Origin of the sequence: Kitasatospora viridis (genome assembly GCF_007829815.1) — a bacterium.
Classification (GTDB): Bacteria; Actinomycetota; Actinomycetes; order Streptomycetales; family Streptomycetaceae; genus Kitasatospora; species Kitasatospora viridis.
Genome location: NZ_VIWT01000004.1, coordinates 221178 through 246417 on the forward strand (window position 1 = coordinate 221178; position 25240 = coordinate 246417).

At 75.1% G+C, this 25240-nt stretch carries 8 protein-coding genes; 6 read left to right on the forward strand and 2 right to left on the reverse strand.

Going from position 1 to position 25240, the window contains the following annotated elements:
- Positions 1-102: 102 nt before the first annotated feature.
- From FHX73_RS34665 to FHX73_RS34685, 5 genes are all read left to right on the forward strand, one after another.
- Positions 103-9813 carry a non-ribosomal peptide synthetase gene (locus FHX73_RS34665; RefSeq protein ID WP_170305210.1) on the forward strand — a complete coding sequence of 3237 codons (9711 nt, stop codon included), beginning with the start codon at positions 103-105 and terminating at the stop codon, positions 9811-9813.
- Between the two features lie 293 nt (positions 9814-10106).
- Positions 10107-10727 (forward strand): helix-turn-helix transcriptional regulator, encoded by a 621-nt coding sequence (locus tag FHX73_RS34670; RefSeq protein ID WP_145909971.1) that lies wholly within the window; start codon positions 10107-10109, stop codon positions 10725-10727.
- Between the two features lie 35 nt (positions 10728-10762).
- Complete coding sequence (locus FHX73_RS34675; RefSeq protein WP_246214074.1) at positions 10763-10954, forward strand: response regulator transcription factor; 192 nt, start codon at positions 10763-10765, stop codon at positions 10952-10954.
- A 107-nt stretch (positions 10955-11061) separates the two neighbouring features.
- Positions 11062-12375: a diaminobutyrate--2-oxoglutarate transaminase gene (gene ectB, locus FHX73_RS34680; protein ID WP_145909972.1), complete on the forward strand. Its 1314-nt coding sequence runs from the start codon at positions 11062-11064 to the stop codon at positions 12373-12375.
- A gap of 36 nt (positions 12376-12411) precedes the next feature.
- Positions 12412-13341, forward strand: a complete 930-nt coding sequence (locus FHX73_RS34685) for an ornithine carbamoyltransferase (protein WP_145909973.1) — start codon at positions 12412-12414, stop codon at positions 13339-13341.
- A 104-nt stretch (positions 13342-13445) separates the two neighbouring features.
- On the opposite strand, the gene FHX73_RS34690 is transcribed toward FHX73_RS34685, so the two are convergent.
- Positions 13446-20747, reverse strand: coding sequence for a non-ribosomal peptide synthetase (locus FHX73_RS34690; RefSeq protein WP_145909974.1), 7302 nt, complete (start codon positions 20745-20747; stop codon positions 13446-13448).
- Positions 20748-20931: 184 nt separating this feature from the next.
- Between FHX73_RS34690 and FHX73_RS34695 the strand changes: the two genes are divergently transcribed.
- Positions 20932-22179: an MFS transporter gene (locus tag FHX73_RS34695; protein WP_145909975.1), complete on the forward strand. Its 1248-nt coding sequence runs from the start codon at positions 20932-20934 to the stop codon at positions 22177-22179.
- Between the two features lie 14 nt (positions 22180-22193).
- Here the strand turns inward: FHX73_RS34695 and FHX73_RS34700 are convergent, their stop codons facing one another.
- Positions 22194-25136, reverse strand: coding sequence for a helix-turn-helix transcriptional regulator (locus FHX73_RS34700; RefSeq protein WP_145909976.1), 2943 nt, complete (start codon positions 25134-25136; stop codon positions 22194-22196).
- Between the last annotated feature and the right edge of the window lie 104 nt (positions 25137-25240).

The window sequence follows — 25240 nt, forward strand, 5'->3', positions numbered from 1 at the left end:
AGTCCTGCGGCGCACAGGACTGCCACTCCCTCTCTACTGCCGGGCGCCGTCCGGTCGGCAGGCTGACCGCACGCCGACGTGGCGCTCTGTGGGAGGTGGCAGGTGAACGGTGGTTTCGGCCGGCGGGCCGAGGTGGCGGACGAGGCCGCACGGCAGGAGCCCGGGCCGGACCCGACCGGGGACCCAGGGCCCGATCCGGCGGCGGACTCCGTACACTGCCCGACGTCCTTCGCCCAGGAACGCCTCTGGTTCCTGGACCAGTTGCGGCCGGGGGCGGTCGACTACCTGCTGCCGCTGGCCCTGCGGATCGGCGGTCCGCTGGACCCGGAGGCCCTGGTCCGCGCGGTGCAGGCCGTGCTGGAGCGGCACGAGGTGCTGCGGACCCGGTACCCGGCGGTGCACGGCGCGCCGGTGCAGGAGATCGCCCGGCAGGCCGAACTTCCGTTCGAGCACGTCGATCTGACGCACCTTCCGCCCGAGCAGCGGGAGGCCGGGGCGCGCGAGATCGTCGACCGGGGCACCCGGCGCCCGTTCGACCTCGCCACCGAGCTGCCGCTGCGGCTGACCCTGGTGCGCCTGGCCGAGGACGAGCACCTGCTCTTCCTGCTGGTCCACCACATCGCCATGGACGGCTGGTCCTGGGACGTGCTGGCCCGCGAACTCGACGCGTTCTACGGTGCCTTGAGCGGCAGCGGCGGGCCGGCGCCGGAGCCGCTGCCGGTGCAGTACGCCGACTTCGCGCTCTGGCAGCGCGAGTACCTGTCCGGCGAGCGACTGGAAGGCCAACTCGCCTACTGGCGCGACCGGCTGGCCGGGCTGCAGCCGCTGGTGCTGCCCACCGACCGGCCCCGGCCGGCGGTCTGGGACGCCGCCGGCGACGCCGTCGACTTCGAGCTCGACCCCGAACTGGTCAAGTGGGTGCGGGCATTGGCCCGGGAGCACGGTGCGACGCCGTTCATGGTGCTGCTCGCCGCCTACCAGGCGCTGCTGGCCCGCCACAGCGGCCAGCACGACATCGCGGTCGGCACGCCGGTGGCCGGCCGGCCGCTGGTGGAGGTCGAGGACCTGCTCGGGTTCTTCGCCAACACCCTGGTGCTGCGCGCCGACCTGTCCGGCTCGCCGTCCTTCCTCGACCTGCTGGCCCAGGTGCGGGAGACGGCGCTGGACGCCTTCGCCCACCAGGACCTGCCCTTCGAGCGGCTGGTCGACGAACTCGCCCCCGAGCGGGAGCTCTCCGGCAACCCGCTGTTCCGGGCCTCGTTCGTGCTGCAGAACGCCGCCTCCCGGCCGTTCACCCTCCCCGGCCTGGACGTGCAGCCCTACCCGGCCGGCGGGGCGGGCGCGGCCTTCGACCTGACGCTGCAACTGCTGGAGGACGAGGGCGGCGCGCTGACCGCCTCGCTGCGGTACGCCGACGCGCTGTTCGACCGAACCACCGCGGCCCGGCTCGCCGAGCACTACGTCCGGCTGCTGCGCGGCGTGCTGGCCGACCCCGGCGCGCCGCTGGCCCGGGCCGAGCTGCTCTCGGCCGAGGAGCGGACCCAGCTGGTGGACGGCTGGAACGACACGGCGACGGAGTTCCCCTCGGGGGCCTGCGTGCACGAGCTGTTCGAGCAGCAGGCCGCGCGCACCCCGCAGGCCGTCGCGGTGGCCTCGGAGAGCGGCTCGCTGACCTACGCCGAGCTGGACGCCTGCGCCGACCGGCTGGCGCACCGCCTGCGGGCGAGCGGCGTCGGCCCGGAGGTGCTGGTCGCGCTGCGCCTGCGGCGCGGGCCCGCGCTGGTGGTCGCCGTGCTCGCGGTGCTGAAGGCCGGCGGCGGGTACCTGCCCACCGATCCGGGCCACCCGGCGGCGCGGGTGCTGGAGCTGCTCACCGACTCGGCCGCCGCGGTGCTACTCACCGAGGACGGGCTCGGGCCCGCGCCGGAGGGCTGGCCCGGCCGCACGCTGCTGCTCGGCGAGGACGCGGCGGACCCGACGGCGCAGCCGCTCGTTCCGGCCCCGGCGGCCGGAGCGCCCGCCGCGCCGGACAACACCGCGTACGTGATCTACACCTCGGGCTCGACCGGGCGCCCCAAGGGCGTCGTCATCACGCACCGCAACCTGGTCAACTACGTGACCTGGGCCGCCGCCGCCTACCGGACCGGCGGCTGGGGCACCCCGCTGTACTCCTCGCTCGCCTTCGACCTGCCGGTCACCTCGCTCTTCCCGGCCCTGCTGTCGGGCAGCACCGTGACGCTCACGCCCGACGGCGGCACCGGCCTGGACGAGCTGGCCCGTGCCCTGCGCGAGGACAGCTTCGACCTCGTCAAACTGACGCCCGCCCACCTGGCCGTGCTGGGCGCGGCGCTGCCGCCCGGTGCGCTGAGCGGCACCGCCCGACTGGTGGTCGGCGGCGAGATCCTGACGGGCCGTCAGCTGGACCCGTGGGCCCGGCACGCCCCCGACACGGTGGTGATCAACGAGTACGGGCCCACCGAGGCGACCGTCGGCTGCTGCGTCTTCGAGTGCCGGGCCGCCGACCTGGATCCCGGGGCCGTCCCGATCGGCCGCCCGATCGCCAACACCCGGCTGTTCGTGCTGGACGAGGAGCTGGCGCCGGTGCCGGTCGGCGTGGTCGGCGAGCTGTACATCGGCGGCGCCGGACTGGCCCGCGGCTACCTGGGCCGCCCCGGCCTGACCGCCGACCGGTTCGTGCCGGACCCGTTCTCGGCGGTTCGGGGCGATCGTCTGTACCGGACCGGCGACCTGGTCCGGTACCGCGCCGACGGCGTCCTGGAGTGCCTGGGGCGGGTGGACGACCAGGTCAAGATCCGCGGCTACCGGATCGAGCCCGGCGAGATCGAGGCCGTGCTGAACGAGCACCCGGCCGTGCGCGGGTCCGCCGTCGCGGTCCAGGGCGAGCCGGACGACCGGCGGCTGGTGGCCTACCTGGTCGCCGCCGAGGGTGCCCGGCCGGACCCGGACGAGCTGCGCGACCACCTGGCCCGGCGGCTGCCCGAGCACATGGTCCCGACCGTGTTCACCGCCCTGCCGGCGATCCCGCTGGGCGCCAGCGGGAAGGTCGACCGGGCGGCCCTCCCCCACCACGCGGCCGGCCGACTGGAGTCGGCCCGCGCGCACCTGGCGCCGCGCACGGAGCTGGAGCGCGGCGTCGCCGCCGTGTGGGCCGAGTTCCTGGACGTGCCGCGGATCGGGGTGCACGACGACTTCTTCGCGCTGGGCGGCCACTCGCTGCTCGCCACCCGGGTCGCCTTCCGGCTGCGCGAGGAGTTCGGCGTCGAGCTGGCGCTGAGCGAGGTGTTCGCCGCCCGGACGGTGGCCCGGCTCGCCGAGCTGATCGCGGCCGACGACGGCCGCCGGCACCCCGCCGTGCGCCGCGTGGACCGGGACCTGCCGCTGCCGCTCTCCTTCGCGCAGCAGCGGATGTGGTTCCTCGACCGGCTGGCCCCCGGCGCCACCGACTACCTGGTGCCGGTGCCGCTGCGGCTGGGCGGCCCGCTGGACGAGCGGGCGCTGCGCGCGGCGCTCGACGAACTGCTCTCCCGGCACGAGGTGTTGCGCACCCGCTACGTCGAACAGGGTGACGCACTGGTCGCGCTGGTCGACCCGCCCGGGCCGCTGCCGCTGCACCGGCTCGACGCAGCCGACAGCTCCCCGCAGGACGGCGCGGCCCGGATGCGCGAGATCGTCGAGCAGGACCTGGGCCGGCCCTTCGACCTCGCCCGGCAGCTCCCGGTGCGCGCCACCCTGGCCCGGTTCGCCGACCAGGATCACCTGTTGCTGTTGACCCTGCACCACATCGTCGCGGACGCCTGGTCCCTGGACGTCCTGGCGGGCGAACTGCGCGACCTGTACGCGGCGTTCCGGGCCGGCGACGGCTCGCCGCTGGCCGCGCCCGCACTCCAGTACGCGGACTTCGCCGGCTGGCAGCGGGACTGGGCCGAGGGCCCCGCCCAGGCCGGGCAACTCGCCTTCTGGCGCGAGCGGCTGGCGGGCGCCGCCACCCTGGAGCTGCCCACCGACCGACCCCGGCCGGCCACCCGCGACCCGCGCGGGCACGACCTCCTGCTCACCGTCCCGGCCGAAGTCGCGCGCCCGGTGGTCGAGTTCGGGCGCCGGCACGGCGCCACCCCGTTCATGGTGCTGCTCGCCGCCTTCCAGGCACTGCTCGGCCGCTACACCGGCCAGCAGGACATCGTGGTCGGCACGCCGGTGGCCGGCCGCGGGCACGCCGAGCTGCAGGGGCTGGTCGGACTGTGCGTCAACACCCTGGTGCTGCGCGCCGACCTGTCCGGCGATCCGTCCTTCGCCGGGCTGCTGGCCCGGGTCAGGGACGGCGCGCTGGCCGCCTACGCCCACCAGGACCTGCCGTTCGAGCAGTTGGTGGACGAGCTGGCCCCGCAGCGCGACCTGTCCCGCAACCCGCTCTTCCAGGTCGCCTTCGAGGTGCGCCAGGCCGCCGGCACGCCGTTCGCACTGGCCGGCCTGCGGGTGGAGCCGGTGGAAGTGGCCTGGCCGGTGGCCAAGTTCGACCTCATGCTGTCCGTGGAGGAGCTGCCCGACGGCGCCCTGCGGTGCTGGTTCGAGTACGCCACCGCGCTGTTCGACCAGGAGAGCGTGCAGCGGCTGGCCGACCACTACCTCCGCCTGCTGGCGGGCCTCGCCGCCGATCCCGACCGCCCGCTCAGCCGCCTGGAGCTGCTCGCCGCCCCCGAGCTGCGCCAACTGGAGCAGGCCGCCCGGGGTGCGGTGGTCCGGCGGCCCGACCGGTGCCTGCACGAGCTGGTCGCCGAGCAGGCCGCCGCCACCCCGGGCGCGACCGCCGTGGTCCACGGCACGACCGAGTGGACGTACCGCCGGCTCGACGAACGGGCCGACCGGCTGGCCCGGCACCTGATCTCCCTGGGGGCCGGCCCCGAGGTCCGCGTGGCGGTCGGGCTGCGCCGCGGCCCGGACCTGGTCACGGCGCTGCTGGCGGTCCTGAAGGCGGGCTCGACCTACGTCCCGCTCGACCCCGAGCACCCGGCCGCCCGCCGCGAGCACATGCTGCGCGACAGCGGCGCCGCCCTGCTGATCGGCGACGCCTCGGCGGCCCTGCCCGGGTTCCCGGTCGACGTGCTGCTCGACGGCGGCGACCCGGACTGGTCGACCGCGCGCGACGACACCGCCCTGCCGGCGGTCGACCCGGCCGGCGCCGCGTACGCCGTCTACACCTCCGGTTCGACCGGCCTGCCCAAGGGCGTGCTGGTGACCCACGAGGGCATCCGCAACCGGGTGTTGTGGACGGTCGAGCGGCACGGCCTGTCGGCCGGCGACCGGGTGCTGCAGAAGACCTCGATCGGCTTCGACGCGGCGATGTGGGAGTTCCTGGCCCCGCTGGTGTCCGGCGGCACGATCGTGCTGGCGCCCGACGGCGCGCACCGCGACCCCGCCGCGATGGTCCGGGCGATGACCGAACACGGCGTCACCGTGCTGCAGTTGGTGCCGTCCGTGCTCAGCACCCTGGTGGAGCAGCCGGAGCTGGCCGACTGCACCAGCCTGCGCCTGGTCTGCTGCGCGGGCGAACCGCTGCCGGCCCGGCTGTGCGAGCGCCTGCTGGAGCTGGTGCCGGTCGAGCTGTACAACACCTACGGGCCCACCGAGTGCTCGATCGACGTCACCGCCTGGCGCTACCAGCCGGACCCGGAGGCCCGCACCGTCTCCATCGGGCTGCCGCTGGACAACCTGCGGATCCTGGTGCTCGACGGCGACGACAACCTCGTGCCGGTCGGCGTGCCCGGCGAGTTGACCGTGGCGGGCGTCGCCCTCGCCCGCGGCTACCTCGGCCGCCCGGGGCTGACCGCCGAGCGGTTCACCCCCAACCCGTTCCCGCAGGAACCCGGCGATGGGCCCCTCCTGCCCGGCGGCGGGCAAGGAGGGCGCTTGTACCGCACCGGCGACCGGGTGCGGCGGCACGCCGACGGCCGGCTGGAGTACCTGGGCCGGCTCGACGCCCAGCTCAAGGTCCGGGGCGTGCGCATCGAACCGGGCGAGGTCGAGAGCGCCCTGTGCGCGCACCCGGCCGTCACCGCCGCCGTGGTGGGCGTGCACCGCCGGGACGAGGGCGACCACCGGCTGGTCGCCCACGTGGTGCCCGCACCCGGCGCGGCGCTCGACCCGCAGCGGCTGCGGGCGCACCTGACCGGCCGGCTGCCGGAGGCGATGATCCCCACCGCCTTCGTGCTGCTGGAGCGGCTCCCGCTGACCGCCAGCGGCAAGGTCGACCGCGCCGCGCTGCCCGCGCCGGACCTGGACCGGGCGCAGTCGGCGGGCGAGTACGTCGCCCCGCGCTCCCCCGTGGAGCAGACCCTGGCCGTGCTCTTCGCCGACGTGCTGGGCGTGCGGCGGGTCGGCGCGCACGACGACTTCTTCACCCTGGGCGGCCACTCGCTGCTCGCCACCCGGCTCGCCTTCCGAGTGCGCACCGCGCTCGGCGTCGAGCTGCCGCTCGCCGAGGTCTTCGCGCTGCGCACGCCCGCCCGCCTGGCCGAGCTGATCGAGACGGGGTACCGGGGGGTGGAGCTGCCGCCGATCACCCCGGTCGGCGGGGACGGGCCGCTGCCGCTCTCCTCGGCCCAGCAGCGCCTCTGGTTCCTGGACCGGCTGGAGCCGGGCAGCGCCGAGTACCTGGTGCCGACCGTGCTGCGGCTGACCGGCGAGCTGGACGAGCGGGCGCTCTCCGGGGCCCTGACCGAGGTGGTCGCCCGCCACCGGGTGCTGCGCACCCGGTACACCGAACAGGCGGGCGTGCCGGCCCAGTTGGTGGACCGTCCGGGCCCGGTGGAGCCGGCCGTGGTGGACCTGCGGGGGGCCTGCGAGCGCGACGTGCGCTTCGCGGTCGCCCAGGAGACCGCGCTGCCCTTCGACCTGGAGCGCGAACTCCCGCTGCGGGCCGCACTGCTGCGCACCGGGGACGCCGAGTGGCTGTTCGTCCTGACGCTCCACCACATCGCCACCGACGCCTGGTCCACGGATGTGATCACCCGTGAGCTCTGGTCCTGCTACCAGGCCTTCCGCGCCGACCTGCCGGTGCCGCTGGCCCCGCTGACGGTGCAGTACTCCGACTTCGCCCAGTGGCAGCTGGAGCGGCTCGGCGAGCCGGTGCTGGCCGATCAACTGGCCTACTGGCAGCAGCGGCTGGCCGGGCTGCAACCGCTGGAGCTGCCCACCGACCGGCCCCGGCCGGCGGTGCGCGACCCGCGCGGCGCGCTACTGACGGTCGACGTCCCCGCGGACCTCGGCCCGGCCGTCGCGGCCCTGGCCCGAGCCCGCTCGGCCACCCCGTTCATGGTCCTGCTGGCCGCCTTCCAGGTGCTGCTGGCGCGCTACAGCGGGCAGCAGGACATCGCGGTGGGCACCCCGGTGGCCGGCCGCACCCGGGCCGAGACCGAGGACCTGGTGGGCCTGTTCGTCAACACCGTGGTGCTGCGGGCCGACCTGTCGGCCCAGCCGACCTTCGGCCAGCTGCTGGACCAGGTGCGGGCCGACGCCGTGCAGGCCTACGCCCACCAGGACCTGCCGTTCGAGCGCGTGGTGGACGAACTGCGGCCCGAGCGCGACCTGTCCCGCAATCCGCTCTTCCAGGTGATGTTCGACCTGCTGCACGCGCCGCAGAGCCCGCCGGAGCTCGACGGCCTCGGGATCGAGCAGCTGGGCACCGACTGGCAGGTCGCCAAGTTCGACCTGACGGTCTCCCTCGGCGAGCGGGCCGACGGCAGCCTGGAGTGCCTCTTCGAGTACTCCACCGCGCTGTTCGACCGGTCCACGGTGCGGCGGATGGCGGACCACTACCTGCGGCTGCTGCGCAGCGCCCTCGACGCCCCGGACACCCGGGTCGGCGAGCTGGCAATGGTCACCGACCCGGAGCGCCGGCAGCTGCTGGACGACTGGAGCGGCCGGCCGGCCGAGCGGCCGCGGCGCTGCGTGCCCGAGCTGGTCGCGGCCCGGGCCGCGGCCGCCCCCCACGCGCTCGCCGCGGTGTTCGCCGGGGAGGACGCGAGCAGCAGCCTCAGCTACGGCGAACTCGACGCCCGCGCCAACCAGTTGGCGCACCACCTGGGCACGCTCGGAGTCGGCCCGGAGAGCGTGGTCGGCGTCTGCATGGAACGCGGGACCGACGTGCTGGTCGCGCTGCTCGGCGTGCTCAAGGCCGGCGGCTGCTACGTCCCGTTCGACCCCGCGCACCCCGCCGAACGGCTCTCCTTCATGCTCGACGACGCCGGGGTCCAGGTGGTGCTGACGCACAGCCGCTTCGCCGACCGGGTGGCCGGCGGGCGGGGCCGGGTGGTCCGCCTCGACGGCGACCGGGCGCAGCTCGACCGGCAGCCCGCCACGGCGCCCGAGGTGACCATCGATCCAGGTCAACTCGCCTACGCCATCTACACCTCGGGGTCGACCGGGCAGCCGAAGGGCGTGCTGATCCAGCACGACTCCTACGCCCACCACTGCGAGGTGATCGCCGACGCCTACGGCATCGGCCCGGACGACCGCGTCGTCCTGCTGTCGGCGCTCACCTTCGACGTGGCGATGGACCAGATGGCGGCCACCCTGCTGGCCGGCGCGACCGTGGTGGTGAGCGACCCGCTGTTCTGGAGCCCGGCCGAGCTGCCGGACCGGCTGGCCCAGCACCGCGTCACGATCATGGAGATCACGCCGGCCTACTACCGCGAGCTCGTCGCGGGCCTGGCCCCCGGCGACCAACGGCTCGGCGGGCTGCGGCTGATGAACGTCGGCAGCGACGTGGTCACGGTGGACGACGCGCGGAGCTGGGCCGCCACCGGGCTGCCTGCCAGGTTCCTGTGCAACTACGGGCCGACCGAGGCCACCGTCACCTGCGTGCTGCACCCGGTGGCCGGCGACCCGGCCGGCGCCCGCGGGGAGTCGACGCTGCCCATCGGCCGCCCCGTCCCCGGCACCACGGCGTACATCCTGGACCCGGACCTCAATCCGGTGCCGGTCGGCGTCCCGGGCGAGCTCTACCTCGGCGGGATCCGGCTGGCGCGCGGCTACCACCGCAGGCCGGGGCTGACCGGGGAGCGCTTCGTTCCCGACCCGTTCGGCGGCGAACCGGGCGGGCGCCTCTACCGGACGGGCGACCTGGTCCGCTACGCGGCGGACGGGACGATCGAGTTCCTCGGCCGGATCGACCAGCAGGTCAAGATCCGCGGGTTCCGGATCGAACTCGGCGAGATCGAGGCGGTGCTGGCACAGCACCCGCGCCTGCGGGCGGTGGCGGTGGTGGCCAGGGAGGTCCAGCCGGGCGACCGGCGCCTGGTCGCCTACCTGGTCGGCGAGGACGGCACCGTCCCCGACCCGGCCGAGCTGCGCCTGTTCCTGGGCGACCAGCTCCCGGAGTACATGATCCCCTCGCTCTGGGTGCCGCTGGCCGAACTGCCGCTCACCAGCAGCAAGAAGGTGGACCGGCGGGCCCTGCCGACCCCGGAGCCGGACCGCGCCCAGCTCACCACCGCCTACCTCGCGCCCCGCACCCCCCTGGAGACGGCGCTGGCCGGGATCTGGGCCGACATCCTCCGCCTCGACCGGGTCGGGGTGGACGACGGGTTCTTCGACCTCGGCGGGCACTCGCTGCTCGCCACCAGGGTGCTGGCCCAGATCCGCCAGGCCTTCGGGGTCGACCTGCCGCTGCGCCGCCTCTTCGAGGCACCGACGGTCGCCCTGCTGGCCGAGTCCGTCGAGCAGGCCGTCGAGGCGCAGATCGCGGAGCTCTCCGACGAGGAGGTCGAGCGGCTGCTCGCGGCGGAAGGCGAGTAGGCATCGCGCGAATGGGGGCGCGGCCCCCATTTTCCCGGGCGGCGGGGTGGGCACCCGCCGCCCGGCCGGGTGGGCCGTGCGTGGGCGGGTACCGCCGGTGCGCGGTTCGCGGGGCCAGCCCCGCGCACCGGCACGTGGCCGACCGGCCGACCCCGGCCCGCACCGGCCGTACCCGCCTACGCACGGTCCCCCAGGCACCGCGCGCAAATCTGGGTGCCGGTCACGGATGCCCCGGGCCCGCGGTCCGCGCAGGATCTCCACCGAGACCTGTGCAGCCGACTTGAGGGGTCCCGATGGGTGAGCCAGTGGCAGTCAGCATCGTCGCGATGGATCCGGTGCTGGGAGCCGGCGTCAGAAGCATGTTGCAGAGTCAGGCCGATGTCGCCGTGGTGCTGCCCGGCGAGCAGTCCGCGGTCGCGGTCGTCGTCGTCGACCAGGTGGCCCGTCCGGTGCTGGACCTCGTGCGGACGGCCAGGAACGCGGCCCACCGGCCCGAAGTCGTCCTGGTCGCCACCGATCTGGGCTCCGCCGGGACGATGCACGCGATCACCGCGGGCGCCCGGGGGCTGCTGCGCCGCAGCGAGGCGAGCGCCGACCGGCTGACCCGGACGGTGCTCGCGGCCGCCGGCGGCGACTACACGGTGCCGCCCGACCTGCTGGACGGCCTGCTGGAGCAGCGCGCCGCCACCCGCGCGCCCGCCGCCGAGGCCCCGGCGGCGGCCGGCAGCCTCAGCGACCGGGAGCGCTCGGTGCTGCGGCTGGTCGCCGAGGGCCGCGAGACGGCCGAGATCGCCCGGGAGCTGAGCTACTCCCCGCGCACCGTGACGACCGTGGTGCACGACATCACCCACCGGTTCCAACTCCGCAACCGCGCCCACGCGGTGGCGTACGCGATGCGGGCGGGGCTGCTGTGACGGGCGCGGCCGGGACCGAGCTGGCAGCCACGGCCGTGACGCTGACCGCCCGGCAGACCGAGGTGCTCGCCCTGATCGCCGACGGACACGGCAACGCGGCGATCGCCCGGCAGCTGTCCTGCTCGGAGCACACCGTGAAGAACGTCATCTACGAGCTGATGGCCCGTCTCCAGGCGCGCAACCGGGCCCACGCGGTGGCCCACGCGGTGCGGGACGGGCTGATCTGATCCACCCCTGCTGGTCCTTCCCTGGTGCCGCGTCCGAGCGCGTCGGCACCCTGATCCTGCCCCGCGTCCGCTGCCAGGACGCGGAACTCCCCCTGAGAGGACACCAGATGAACACCGCCACCGCCGGGACGAACGCCCCCGCCGACCAGCACGGCGGGCCGGACGACCCCACCGGCACCGCCGTCTTCGAGGACCTGGAGTCCGAGGTGCGGATGTACTGCCGCAAGTTCCCCGCCGTCTTCCACCGGGCCAAGGGCGCCGAGCTGTTCGCCGAGGACGGGCGGGCGTTCCTGGACTTCTTCTGCGGCGCGGGCGCGCTCAACTACGGGCACAACAACGACTTCATCAAGGGCCGGATCAGCGAGTACCTCGCCGCCGACGGCATCTCGCACGGCCTCGACCTGCACACCGTGGCCAAGCGCGAGTTCCTCGCCACCTTCGCCGACGTGGTGCTGCGCCCGCGCGGCCTGGACTACCGGACCCAGTTCGTCGGCCCCACCGGCACCGACGCCGTGGAGGCCGCGCTCAAGCTCGCCCGCAAGGCGACGGGCCGCAGCGGGATCATCGCGTTCACCGGCGCCTTCCACGGCATGTCCCGCGGCTCGCTGGCGGTGACCGGCAGCCGGCGCGCCCGGTCGGCCGGCGGGGTGAGCGGCGGGGACGTCACCTTCGTCCCGTACGAGGACGGCCCGCAGGGCCCGTTCGACTCGATCGCGTACCTGGAGCGGCTGCTCGCCGACCCGTCGTCGGGGGTCGGGCTGCCGGCCGCGGTGATCGTGGAGCCCATGCAGATGGAGGGCGGCGTCTACCCGGCGTCGGGCGAGTGGCTGCGCGGGCTGCGCGAGTTGACGCAGCGCTGGGGGGTGCTGCTGATCCTGGACGAGATCCAGGCGGGCTGCGGCCGCACCGGCGGCTTCTTCTGCTTCGAGGACGCCGGGATCACCCCGGACATCGTGACCCTCTCCAAGTCGATCGGCGGCTACGGCCTGCCGCTCTCCCTCGCCCTGTTCCGGCGCGAGTTGGACGTCTGGGAGCCCGGGGAGCACACCGGCACCTTCCGCGGCAACCAGCTCGCCTTCGTCGCCGCCACCGCGGCCCTGGAGCTGTGGCGCCAGGACTCGTTCCACACCGGCCGCGCGGCCGCCTCGGCGCGGCTGGCCGATTTCCGGGACGAACTCGCCGTGCTCGAACCGGCCCTGACGGTCCGCGGCCGCGGCATGGTCCTGGGCATCGACACCGGCGCCGCCGGCGGTGCGCTGCGGGCCGACCGGGTCCAGCAGTACGCCTTCGAGCACGGCCTGATCGTCGAACTGTGCGGACGCCACGACGAGGTGATCAAGCTGCTGCCGCCGCTGACCATCGAGCTCGCCCAGCTGGACCGCGGCCTCGACATCATCCGGCGCGCACTGCACACCTCCTGACGGTCCCTCATGTCACAACCCTCCATGGAGACTCCCATGCCCACGTCAGCACGCCGCCATCTGATCTCCATCGACGACCTCGACACCGAGGACCTGCACCGGATCGTGCGGCGCGGCGCCGAGTACGCGGCCGGCCGGCTCGACGAGGAGCGGCCGCTGCGCGACACCGTCGTCGGCGTCCTGTTCCGCAAGACCTCGACCCGCACCCGCACCGCGTTCAGCGCGGGCGCGCTGCGGCTCGGCGCCCAGTTGATCACCTACGGCCCGGGCGACCTGCAGGAGAACACCGGCGAGACGGTCGAGGACACCGCAGCGGTGCTCTCCCGGATGCTCGACGTCCTGGTCGCCCGGACCGCCGGCAGCGAGGCCGAGCTGCGCGCCTTCGCCGCCCAGCAGCGGATGTCGGTGGTCAACGCGATGAGCGCCGCCGAGCACCCCACCCAGGCGCTCGCCGATCTCAGCACGCTGCTGGGGCGGTTCGGCAAGATCGAGGGCCTGCGGGTGCTCTACGTCGGCGAGGGCAACAACACCGCCTCCGCCCTGGCCCTCGCGCTGTCCCGATTCGCCGGCGTCTCGCTCCAGCTCCGGACACCGCCCGGGTACGGGGTCGAGCAGCGCTTCCTCGACAGCGCCGCGGCGCACGCCGCGCAGAGCGGCGCCACCGTCGAGCAGCGCCACGACATGGCCGACCTGCCGCAGGTCGACGTCGTCTACACCACCCGGTGGCAGACCACCGGCACGACCAAGCCGGACCCGGACTGGCGCACCGTCTTCGCGCCCTTCCAGGTCAACTCGGGCGTGCTGGCCGCCACCCCGGGCGCCCTCTTCATGCACGACCTGCCCGCGCACCGCGGCGAGGAGGTGACCGCCGAGGTGCTCGACGGCCCGGCCAGCATCGCCTTCGAGCAGGCCGAGCACAAGTACCACAGCGCGCGGGCGGTCCTGGAGTGGTGCGCGGGCTCCTGACGGTCCGCCACATCTTCGTTCTCACAAGGGATATGACACGCCGCAGTGGTGAGGTTCCGTCGGACGGAACCCCACCACTGCGGCCTTTGTCGCTCCCCGCCCCGTTACTCGCGGGCCTCCATCAGCCGGGTCAGCAGGCGCGCGAGGTGGACCACGTGCGGCGGGCGCAGCACGCCGAGGTGGTCGCCGCCCACCCGGTGGATGTCGAGGCCGCCGGGCGAGAGCTCGGACCAGCGGCCCAGGTAGTCGGTGAGCGACTGGCCGATCGCGACCTCGTGGGCACCGCCGGCGAGTTCGTCGCCGATCAGCAGGTGCATCCGGCCGGGGTAGGGCCGCTGCCGGTGGTTGAGGGTGGCCTCGGCCAGCTCCCGCCAGACCCGCAGCCGGCCCGCCCAGAACGTGTCACCGGGCTCCGGTGCCAACTTGGCGCCCTCGTCGATGATGCGGTCGAGCACCTTGAGGAACTCGGCCTGGATCTCGGCGATCTCCGCCGCGGAGCCGGCCCGGTCGAGCTGTTCGAGCAGTTCCTCCCCCCGGGCGAAGGTCGCGACCTCCTCGCGGAAGTTGCTCCTGGTGTGGCTGTCGAGCGCGGGGTCGAGCAGGGCGAAGGTGACCCGCTCGCCGTCGCGCAGCAGCCGCTGGGCCATCTCGCTGGTGACCGGTCCGGCCCCGCACCAACCCAGCAGGTGGTAAGGGCCGTTCGGCCGGACCGCGCGGATCTGGGCGAGGAAGAACTCGGCGACGTCGCCGATGCTCTGCGGGGAGGGCACCTGCTGGTTGAGGCCCGGCCACTCCAGCGCCGCCACCGGCCGGTCCTCGTCCAGGCTCTCGGCCAGGTGCACGTACCACTGGCCGCCGCCGGGGTAGACGCAGAACAGCGGCGGCTTGCTGCCGGTGCGGCGGAACCAGAGCAGCGCCTCGGCGCCGCCGTCCTGCGCCGGGTCGGCCCCCGCGGCGTTCGGGTCGGCGGCGGCCCGGTCCACCGCGCGGGCCAGGTCGGCGACCGTGCGGTGCTGGTAGAAGGCCCGGAACGTCATCGAGATCCCGTGCTCCTCGCGGAGCTTGACGATCACTCGCATCGCGGTCAGCGAGTGGCCGCCGAGGTCGGTGAACGCGTCGTCGGCGCCGACCCGGTCGAGCCCGAGCACCTGGGCCAGCGCCGTGGCCAGCAGCTGCTCGGTGGCGGTGCGCGGCGCCGTGTAGGGGGCCCGGGCGTCGCGCGGGCCGGGGGCCGGCAGCGCGGCCGGGTCGACCTTGCCGCTCGGGGTGAGCGGCAGGGCGTCCAGCACGACGTAGCCGGACGGCACCATGTACTCGGGCAGCGCCCCGGACAGCCACTCCCGCAGCACGGCCGGCTCCAGCTGCTCCCCCTCGGTCGGGACCAGGTAGGCCACCAGGTCCTGGTCCCCGCCGGTGACGGTGCGCACCCGCACCGCGACCTCGCGGACCGCCGGGTGGCGGCGCAGCACCGCCTCGACCTCTCCGGGCTCGATCCGGTACCCGCGGATCTTCACCTGCCCGTCGATCCGGCCGGCGAACTCCAGGGCCCCGTCCGCGCGGTAGCTCGCCAGGTCGCCGGTGCGGTACAGCCGCCGGCCCGGCACCGCCGAGAACGGGTCCGGCACGAAGCGCTCGGCGGTCAGCCCCGGCCGCTCCGCGTAGCCGCGCCCGACCTGCGCGCCGCCGATGTACAGCTCGCCCGGCACGCCGACCGGCACGGGCTCCAGGTTCCGGTCGACCACCCAGAGCGTGGTGTTGCTGAGCGGGCGCCCGATCGGCAGCACGCCCGCCGCCAACTCCCCGGCGGTGACCGAGAGCACGCTGGCGCCGACGGCGGCCTCGGTGGGGCCGTACTCGTTGTCGATCACGGTGTCCGGGGCGTACTGGGCCCAGGCGCTGACCATCTCCCTGGTCAGCGACTCGCCGCCGGAGACCAGCCGGCTCGCCGCGGTGCGCAGCGCCTCGGGCGACAGGGTCTGGTTCAGCAGGGCCAGGTGGGTCGGCGTCACCTTGAGCAGCCCGAACCCGCCCTGCTCCAGGGCCGCGACCAGGCCGTCGATCCCGGGCGTGCCGTCGTCGGGCGTGAGGGTCAGCGCCTGTCCGCAGAGCAGCGGGGGGTAGAGCCCGGTGACCGGGAGGTCGAAGGCCACCGCGGAGTACAGCGGCGCGCCGTCTCCGGCCAGCGGCGCGAGGTGCTCCACCGACCAGCACAGGTAGTTGACCAGGTTGCGGTGCTCGATCATCACGCCCTTCGGCGTGCCGGTCGAGCCGGAGGTGTAGATCACGTACACCAGCGAGTCCGGTGTCGTGGTCCGCCCCAGGTCAGCGTCCGGGTAGCCGGCGATCCGGTCGGCGTCCCGATCGACCAGGACGGTGGGCCGGGAGCCGTCGTCCAGCGGGCCGGCCAGCTCCTGCTGGGTGACCAGGGCTGCGGCCCTGGTCCCGGCGAGCAGCGCGGCCAGCCGCGGCGCCGGGTGCGTGGGGTCGAGCGGCAGGTAGGCCGCGCCCGCCTTCAGCACGCCGAGCAGGGCGACCACCAGCTCGGGGCCCCGGCGCAGCAGCACGCCGACCCGGTCCTCCTGGCCGACGCCGAGCGAGCGCAGGTGGCGGGCCAACCGGTTGGCCCGGGCGTTCAGTTCGGCGTAGCCGACGGTGCCGCCGTCGGCGGTGCGCAGCGCGACGGCTCCCGGGGTGCGGGCGACCTGGGCCTCGAACAGCTCGTGCAGGCACAGCTCGGGGTAGTCGTCGGCGGGGCCGGTGGCGAAGGCCGACGCCTGCCGGTGCTCGTGCTCGTCGAGGACGCCGCGCCGGGCGTCGCCCGCCGGGTCGGCGGCCATCTCCTCCAGTACCCTGCGGTACATCCCGGCCATCCGCTGCGCGTTGGCCCGGCTGAGCCGTTCGGGCCGCCCGTAGAGGTTGACCACGCCCGGGAAGCTCGCCACGTCCAGCGCGAACTCGTTGGGGCTGACGTCGACGACGTCGGCCGATTCGATCTGCTGCTGGTCGAGCACGTGGAAGTCCAGGTAGGTGAAGGCGACGTCGACCAGGGGTGCGCCGTCGCCCCAGGCGCGCTGCATCTCCGGCAGCGGGAAGCGGCGGTGCGGCCAGAGGGCCAGCTCCTCGGCGAAGACCTGGCCGACCAGCTCGGTCCAGGTGGCGCCGGTCAGCTCGACGGCGAACGGCACGGTGTTCAGGTGCATGCCGCGCACCAGGTCGCCGCCCTCGGTCTCCAGCCGGCTGTTGGAGACCAGGCCGCTGTGGAAGCGGTGCGTGCCGCCGACCGCGCCGAGCACCTTGAGGTGGGCGGCGAGCAGCACGCTCTTCATCGGGGCCCCGGCGGCGGCGGCCAGTCGGCGCAGGCCCGGCTCCAGGTCCTCGTACTCCACGGCGATCTGGTAGAACCGCTCCCCCGCCTCCGGTGCGGCGGCCCAGCCGGCGGGCAGGGCGACCGGGTCGAAGCCGCCGAGCCGGTCCTGCCAGAACTCGCGGTCCGCCGTGGCGGCGAGCGAGCGCCGCTCCATGGCGATGTGGTCGGCGAAGCGCACCGTGTGGTCCAGGGCGACGGGGGCGGGTTCGCCGCCGGCCCGGATCGCCCGGTAGTCCGCCAGCACCTCGGTGATCAGCGAGTTGTGGCTCCAGCCGTCGAGGATGGCGTGGCACTCGATGAACGAGAGGGTCCAGCGGTCCTCGGCGCTCTGGTGCACGTGGAACCGGAGCAGCGGGGGCCGCCCGATGTCGAACGGCTCCCGGCGGGTCCGCTCGGTGAACTCGTCCAGTTCCCGGCGCACCTCGTCGGCGCCCAGGCCCCGCAGGTCGTCGTAGCCGACCTGCACCGCACCGGTGGTGTGCACCAGCTGGAGCGGCTCCTGATAGCTCGTCAGGTCGAAGCTGGTGCGCAGCAGTTCGTGCCGCTGGGCGAGCAGCGCCGCGGCGGCGCGCAGGGCGGGCAGCGAGAACGGGGCGTCGTCGATGAAGGGGTAGCGGGTGATGTTGTGGTACGGGTTCTCGTCCCGGTCGGCGAGCATCTGGTAGAGCATGCCCGCCTGCACCATGGAGGTCGGGTAGGCGTCGGCCAGGCCCGGCGGCAGGGCCGCCCGGTCGGCCTCGCCCAGCAGCGCGAACGGGGCGACCCGCTCCTCCTCGGCGCCGGCCTCGGAGGTCGGCCCGGCCGACTCGACGAACTGCGCCAGCGCCTCGACCGTCTGGTGCACCAGCAGGTCCTGCACCGTCAGTTCCACGGCGCTGCGGCGCAGCGCGCCGACCACCCGGATGGCCCGGATCGAGTCGCCGCCGAGGGCGAAGAAGTTGTCGTGCACGCCCACCTCGGCCACGCCCAGCGCCTCGGCCCAGGTCTGGGCGACGGTCCGCTCGACCGGGGTGCGCGGCGCGATCCGCTCGGCGGCGGCGAGCACCCGGTGCAGGTCCGGGTCGGGCAGCGCCCGGCGGTCGGTCTTGCCGTTGACCGTCAGCGGGAGCGCGTCCAGCGGGACGAAGAGCGCCGGGACCATGTAGGCGGGCAGCAGCCGGCCGAGGTGGGCGCGCAGCTCGGCGACCTCGATCGACCGGCCGGCCGCGGGCGTGACGTAGGCGACCAGCCGTGCGTCGCGCTCCCCGGCGCGCCGGTGGGCCAGCACCACGGCGTGCTCCACGTCGGCGTGCCCGGTGAGCGCCGCCTCGATCTCGCCCGGCTCGATCCGGTAGCCGCGGATCTTCACCTGGTCGTCGGCGCGACCGAGGAACTCCAGCTCGCCGTCCGGTCCCAGGCGCGCCAGGTCCCCGGTGCGGTACATCCTTTCGCCGCGCATGACGGCGTAGGGGTCCGGCACGAACCGGTCGGCGGTCAGGCCCGGGCGGCCGAGGTAGCCGTGGGCCAGGCCCGGCCCGGACAGGTGGAGTTGTCCGGGCACGCCGACCGGCACCCGGTTGAGGTCCGCGTCGAGCAGGTGGAAGCGCAGGTCGCCGAGCGGGCGCCCGATCGGGCTGCGGTGCGGCCCGGCCAGGTCGGCCACCCGGATCCGGCGGTAACTCGCGTGCACCGTGGTCTCGGTGGTGCCGTACATGTTCACCACGGCGGTGTCCGCGTCGCCGAACCGGTCGAACCAGGGTGCCAGCTCGGCCACGTCCAGCGCCTCGCCCGCGAAGACCACCGCCCGCACCGCCAGGTCGGCGGGCGCCGGATCGGCCTCGGTGACGGCCTCCAGCAGCCCGCGGAAGGCGGACGGCGTCTGGCTGAGCACGGTGACCCGCTCGTCGCGCAGCAGCCGCAGGAAGTCCTGCGGGGAGCGCGCGGTCTCGACCGGGACGACGACGACCCGTCCGCCGTGCAGCAGCGCACCCCACAACTCCCAGACGGAGACGTCGAAGGCGTAGGAGTGGAAGAGCGACCACACGTCGTCGGGGCCGAACCCGAAGTCCTGCTCGCAGGAGCGCAGCAGCCGCAGCACGTTGTGGTGGGTGACCACCACGCCCTTGGGGGCGCCGGTGGAGCCGGAGGTGTAGATGACGTACGCGACGCCGTCGGAGCTCGCGACCGGCTCGGGGTCGGTGCCGGGCCAGTCGGCGGCCCCGTCGGCCACCGGCACGGTGGTGACGCCGTCCAGCGGCTCGGTGCCGATCACCACGCGCACCCCGGCGTCGCCGAGCATGTAGGCGAGGCGCTCGGCCGGCTGCGCCGGGTCCAGCGGCAGGTAGCCGGCCCCGGTCTTGAGCACGCCGAGCAGCGCCACCACCAGGTCCAGGCTGCGCTCCAGCCGGACGCCGACCAGCGTGTCCGGGCCCACGCCGTGCGAACTCAAGGCGTGGGCCAGCCGGTTGGCCCGCAGGTTCAGCTCGGCGTAGCTCAGCGACCGGCCCTGGCAGCTGACCGCGACCGCGTCCGGCGAGCGCTCCACCTGGGCCCGGAAGGCCTCGGTCAGGCTCGGCTCGGTCGGGTACCGGTGGCCGGGCCCCGCCCACTCGGCGAGTTGCTCGTGCTCGGCGTCGGTCAGCAGGTCCAGGCCGCCCACCGCGGCGTCCGGGGCCGCCGCGGCGCCGGCCAGCAGCCGCAGGTAGTGCCCGACCAGCCGGTGCATCCTCGACTCGTCGAACAGCGCGGTCGCGTAGGTCAGTTCACCGGTGAACGAGCCGTCGGCCGCGGCGCCGAGGCTGAGCGCCAGGTCGAACTTGGCGACGCCCCAGTCCACCGGCTCCCAGGCGGCCCGCACGGCGGGCCCCAGCGCAGCCGGCTCGCCGGACTCGTCGGCCGTCAGCTGGAAGGCCACCTGGAAGAGCGGGTTGCGGGACGGGTCGCGCTCGGGCGCCAGCTCGTCGACCAGGCGCTCGAACGGCGTCTCCTGGTGCGCGAAGGCGCCGAGCGCCATCTCCCTTACCCGGCCCAGCAGTTCCACGAAGGAGGGGGCGCCGGACAGGTCGGCGCGCAGCACCAGCATGGTGGCGAACAGGCCGATCAGCTCGTGCGTCTCGCCCCGGTCCCGGCCCGCCACCGGGCTGCCCAGCACCACGTCGCTCTGCCTGCTGTAGCGGCCGAGCAGGGCTTGGAAGGCGGCGAGGAAGACCATGAACGGGGTCGCGCCGTGCTCGCGGCCGAGCCGCACCAGCGGCTCGGCCAGGTCGGCGGGCACGGTGAACGACACGGTGGCGCCGGCCGCCTCGCGCACCGACCCGCGCGGCCGGTCGGTCGGCAGCTCCAGCGGCGCCAGGTCGGCCAGTGTCTTCCGCCAGTAGTCGAGTTGACCGTCGAGCAACTCACCGGAGAGCCGATCGCGCTGCCAGGCGGCGAAGTCCGCGTACTGCACCGCAAGCGCCGGAGCCCCGACCGGCCGGCCGGCCGCCGGCTCCGGGTAGAACCGCCCCAGTTCGGCCAACAGCACCGCCTCGGACCAGCCGTCCGAGGCGATGTGATGGAGCGTCAGCAGCAGCACCCACTCGTCCGGCGCCAGTTGCGCCAGCAGCGCCCGCACCGGCCACTCGGCGGCCAGGTCGAAGGGCCGCTCGCCGGCCTCGGCGAGCAGTGCGGCCAGCCGCCGCTCGGCCTCCACCGGGCCGGCGCCCCGCAGGTCCGCCTCGGCGAACGCGATCGGCCCCGGCGGGTCGATCAGTTGGACCGGCTCGCCCTCCGTCGACGGGTAGCGGGTGCGCAGCACCTCGTGCCGGGCGACGATCTCCTCCAGCGCCCCGCGCAACGCCGCCGGATCCACCTCGCCGCGCAGCCGCAGCGCCACCGGCATCAGGTACTCGGTGCTGCCGGGCCGCATCTGGTCGAGCACCCAGATGCGGCGCTGGGCGTAGGAGAGCGGCAGCTCGCCCTCCCGCGCCACGGGAGCGATCCCGTCGTCCTGCTGCGCCTTCGACAGGCCACGCAGGCGCCGCTGCAGCAGCTCCGCGCGGGAGATCGAGCTCGTGCTCATCCTTCGCCTTCCTGTGCACGCCTATGGCCCGCCTCGGAGTTGGGCAGACCCAAGCCCAAGGATGCTCAGCCGACCGGCGCGGTCAGCAGGGTCAGCGCAGTGCCAGCGCGCGCAGCCCGGGACTGCGCGCGTGAGTGCCGGTCCTTCTCTGGGACGGCGGTGGCGGCCGCCCGAGCATGGGAGCATGACGGACAAGGTGCCTTCACTGCTTCGCAATCGGGACTTCCTGCTGCTCTGGCAGGGCTCCGCAGTGTCGAGTCTCGGCTCGAACGCCTCGGCCATCGCCTACCCGCTGCTGGTGCTCGCGCTGACCGGCTCGCCGGTCTCGGCGGGGCTCACCGGGTTCGTCGCGCTGCTGCCGCAGCTGCTCCTCCAGCTCCCGGCCGGGGCGCTGGTCGACCGCTGCAACCGCAAGCACGTGATGATCTGGTGCGACGTGCTGCGCGGCCTCGGCGTCGGCAGCATCGCGCTGGCCCTGCTCGCGGGCCGGCTGGCGCTGCCGCAGATCCTGGTCGTCGGGTTCGTCGAGGGCACCCTCACCGTCTGCTTCCAGATCGCCGCGGCGGCGGCGGTGCCCAACGTGGTGCTCCCGGCCCAGCTGGCGACGGCGCTCTCCCAGGAGGAGGCCCGCACCCGCGGCGCCACCATGGTCGGCCGGCCGCTCGGCGGGCTGATGTTCCAGTTCGGCCGGGCGATCCCGTTCGCCTTCGACGCGCTGAGCTACGTGGTGTCGCTGGTGACGCTGCTGCTGATCCGCCGGGACTTCCAGGCCCCCCGCACGCACACCCGGGAGCGGCTGCGCACCGAGATCGCCGAGGGCATCGCCTGGGCCTGGCGCCAGCCCTTCCTGCGCATCACCACCCTGCTGATCGCCGGCAGCAACCTGCTCTTCCAGGCCCTCTTCCTGAGCCTGATCGTGCTGGTCGGCCACAAGTCGTCGGCCGCGATCGGCGTGATGTTCGGCGTCGCCGCGATCGGCGGGGTGCTCGGCTCGCTGGTCGCGCCCCGGCTGGAACGCCGGTACTCCATGCGCGCGGTGGTGATCGGGGCGAACTGGGCCTGGGCGCTGCTGGTCCCGCTGCTGCTGCTGGTGCACGACCCGTACCTGCTCGGCGGGGTGTACGCGCTGATGTGCTTCGTCGGCCCGGTGTGGAACGTGGTCATCTCGGCCTACCAGCTCGCCGTCACCCCCGACCGGATCCAGGGCCGGGTGCTCGGCTCGGTGGGCATGGTCGCCTTCGGCGCCGTCCCGCTCGGCTCGCTGCTCGGCGGGCTGATGCTGAGCCGCCTCGGCGCGGACACCACCGTGTGGGTACTGACCGGCTGGATGCTGCTGATGGCCCTGATCGCCTCGGTCAGCCCCTCGGTGCGCAGGGCGCCGAGCCTGGCCGACACCCACCCGCTGCCGCCGACCCCGGTGGCGGCGGGCTGAACCGGGCCGGGCCCTCAGTGTCCGCCACCGGCCGGCGGGCGGCCCCCGCCGGCGTCGCAGAGCTCGACCGCCAGCCGGCACAGGGCCGCCCGATCCGGCCGGCCGGTCTTCCGCAGCAGGCTCGCGACGTGCTTCTCCACCGTGCGCGGCGAGATGAACAGCCGTCGGGCGATGCCCTGGTTGCCGGGGCAGTCGGGCAGCAGCTCCAGCACCTCGTACTCACGCGGCGTCAGACCCTGGGCGCGCAGCTCGGCGGGTATCAGCTCCCGCCCGCTGCGGCGCTGCCCCACGTTCGCCCCCGCCTGCCGCAGCAGCGCCCGGCAGGCGGCGGCCACCGCCGGGACGTCGAGCTCGTGGAAGTACTCCTCGGCGGTGCGCAGCCAGGCCACCGGCTCGCCCCAGCCGTCGGCCAGGGCCGCCTCGGCGACCAGCCGCAGCCCGAGGTGGTACCCGGTCGGGAAGACCCCGGCGGTCTCGCCGACCTCCTCGACGGCGCGCGCCGCCTCCGCCGCCCGGCCCTCGCGGCCCAGCACCACGGCCTCGGCCAACCGCAGGAACTGCCGGTTCCAGGCCAGCCGGCCCACCGGGGCCGCCGCCGCGGCGGCGTACTCGGCCCGGCCCCCGGCCCCGGGGAGCACGGCCAGCAGCGGGCGCAGGCCGTACCGCCCGGACAGGTAGTACAGGTTCGGGTGCCGCTCCTCCCAGGCGACGCTCGCCGCCAGTTCGGCCCGAGCCGTCTCCCGGTCCTCCTCCAGCAGGGCGCAGACCGCTCGGCACAGCCCGTGCATCAGCGGCACGAGCATCGACTCGCCGCCGCCCGCCTTGTCGAACCGCAGCAGCGCCTTGTCCATCTCCCGGCGACGGCCGCGGTGCGCCTCCAGGGTGGCCGCGATCAGCAGCAGGTAGCGGTGGGTGGCGATGTTGTGCATCCGCTCGCTGGGGTCCAGGCAGCGCTCGACGATCGCCCCGGCCGTGCCCGGGTCGCCGCGGAGCACGGCCCGCAGCGCCAGCACCGCGTCGGCCTCCTGGGTGAGCGCGAGCGCCCCCAGCTCCCGGGCGCTCTCCCGGGCCTGTTCGATCCGGCGGCCCTCGCCGGTGCGCAGGAAGGCGTTCACGCCCAGCCGCATGAGCGCCTCGACCCGCCACTGGGGCAGCGAGTTGGCCTCGGCGACGGCGAGCATCCGCTCCAGGCAGGAGTCCGCGACCTCGAACCCCAGCTCGCGCGAGAGCAGCGCGAGCACCTGCCAGGACTGGCAGGCCAGCACCGGCAGCTTCGCCCGCTCGGCCAGCTCGACCGCCTCCCGGACCAGCCGTTCGGCGTCGACGGCGCGGCCGTGCTGGCCGGGGAGCAGGGCGAGGTGCCCCTCGACGACGGCCAGCGCGGCGAGTTGCTCCGGGGTGCCGCCGGGGCCGAGCAACTCGCGGGCCAGCGCGGCCTGTTCCACCGCGTCCGCGGGCCGCTCGGCGGCCACCGCCGCCCAGGCCAGCCGGGTGCGCAGGGCGATCCGGCGGTCGTGGTCGAGCGCCTGCGCCCCGGCCGAGGGCAGGGTCTGCGCGAGGGCGACGGCGGCGTCCAGCTGGCCGGCCTCGGTCAGCGCGTACAGCAGCGACTCGGTGATGGCGGGCCGGCTGGCCGGGGCGGCCAGCTCGTGGCCGCGTTGCAGCAGCAGCACGGCCGATCCGGTCATGCCGTCGGCCAGGGCCCGGCGCCCGGCTTCGGCGAAGAGCAGGGCCGCGTCGCCCGGGTGGCCCGCCGCCACCAGCAGCCCGGCGACCAACTGGCAGCGGTCGTCCGGCAGTTCCGGATCGGCACGGTGCAGCGCCGCGGCGGCGTGCCGGGCGATGGCGGCGCGCTCCGCCGGGGGCAGGCCCGCCAGCACCGCCTCGCCGGTGAGCGCGTGGCGGAACATGTACCCGAACGGCGCCGCCGGGTCCGGCACGATCAGGCCCGCCTCGGCCGCCGCCCTGAGGTGGGCGAACAGGGCCCGGTCGTCGTGCCCGGTGATCACCCGCAGGTGGGCGACCGAGAAGCCGACGCCCAACGAGGCCGCCAGCAGCACGACTTCCCGCACCTGCGGGTCGAGCCGGGCGATCCGCTGGCCGTAGCCGCGGACCACGGTCGCCGGGAGGGTCGCGGACAGGTCGCCGACCACCTGCCAGCCCTGCGGGCCCTCGCGCAGCAGGCCGGAGCCGACCATCTCGGCCAGCAGCTCCTCGATCAGGTAGGGGTTGCCGTCGGCCACGTCGACCAGGCGCGCGACGACCGCCGCCGGGATCCGGTCGGCCGGGGTGCCCAGGCAGCCGGCGGCCAGCGCCCGCACCGCCGACGGCTCCAGCGCCCGCAGCTCGGTGACGGCGGCGGCCCGGCGCCGGTCGGCGGCGCGGGCCAGCTCCAGGGCCGGGCTCGGCTCGGGCCGCAGGGTGGCCAGCAGCAGCACCGGCAGTCCGGCGAGGTTGTCCACCAGGTACTCCGCGACGGCGATCGTCTCGGAGTCCGCGTCGTGCAGGTCCTCCAGCAGCAGCACGCAGCCGCCCTGCCGGCCCAGCACGGCGAGCAGTCGCAGCAGCGCCTCGGCCAGCTCGACCAGGCTCTCGAAGTGGGTGTGCGCGCCCGGCGCCTGCCGCCACTCCGGGACCAGCCGGGCCAGCGCGGGCCGGTACGGCAGCAGTTCGGGGTCGGTGGGCGGCCCGCCGACCCGCAGCCGCGAGGCCAGCGCCTCGGCCAGCGGACGGAACGGTGTGCCCGCACCGGTCGGCCGCCCGCGCCCGCGCAGCACCGGCAGGCCGAGCTCGCCCGCCCGGGCCGCGCATTCCTCGACCAGCCGGGACTTGCCGATCCCCGCCTCGCCCAGCAGGAACACCGCCTTGCCGGCGGGGCTCCGAAGGCCCGTCACCAGGCCGCTGAGCAGCGCGATTTCGGCGTCCCGGCCGACGGTCGCCGATGAAGTGGTCCGCATGGGACCGAGGCTAATGGATCACACTGACCACGTCACCGGACCGGCGGCCGGCGCATCCGTCCCCCGAGGGGATGCACCGGCATCCGGCCTCCCGGCACGCCCCG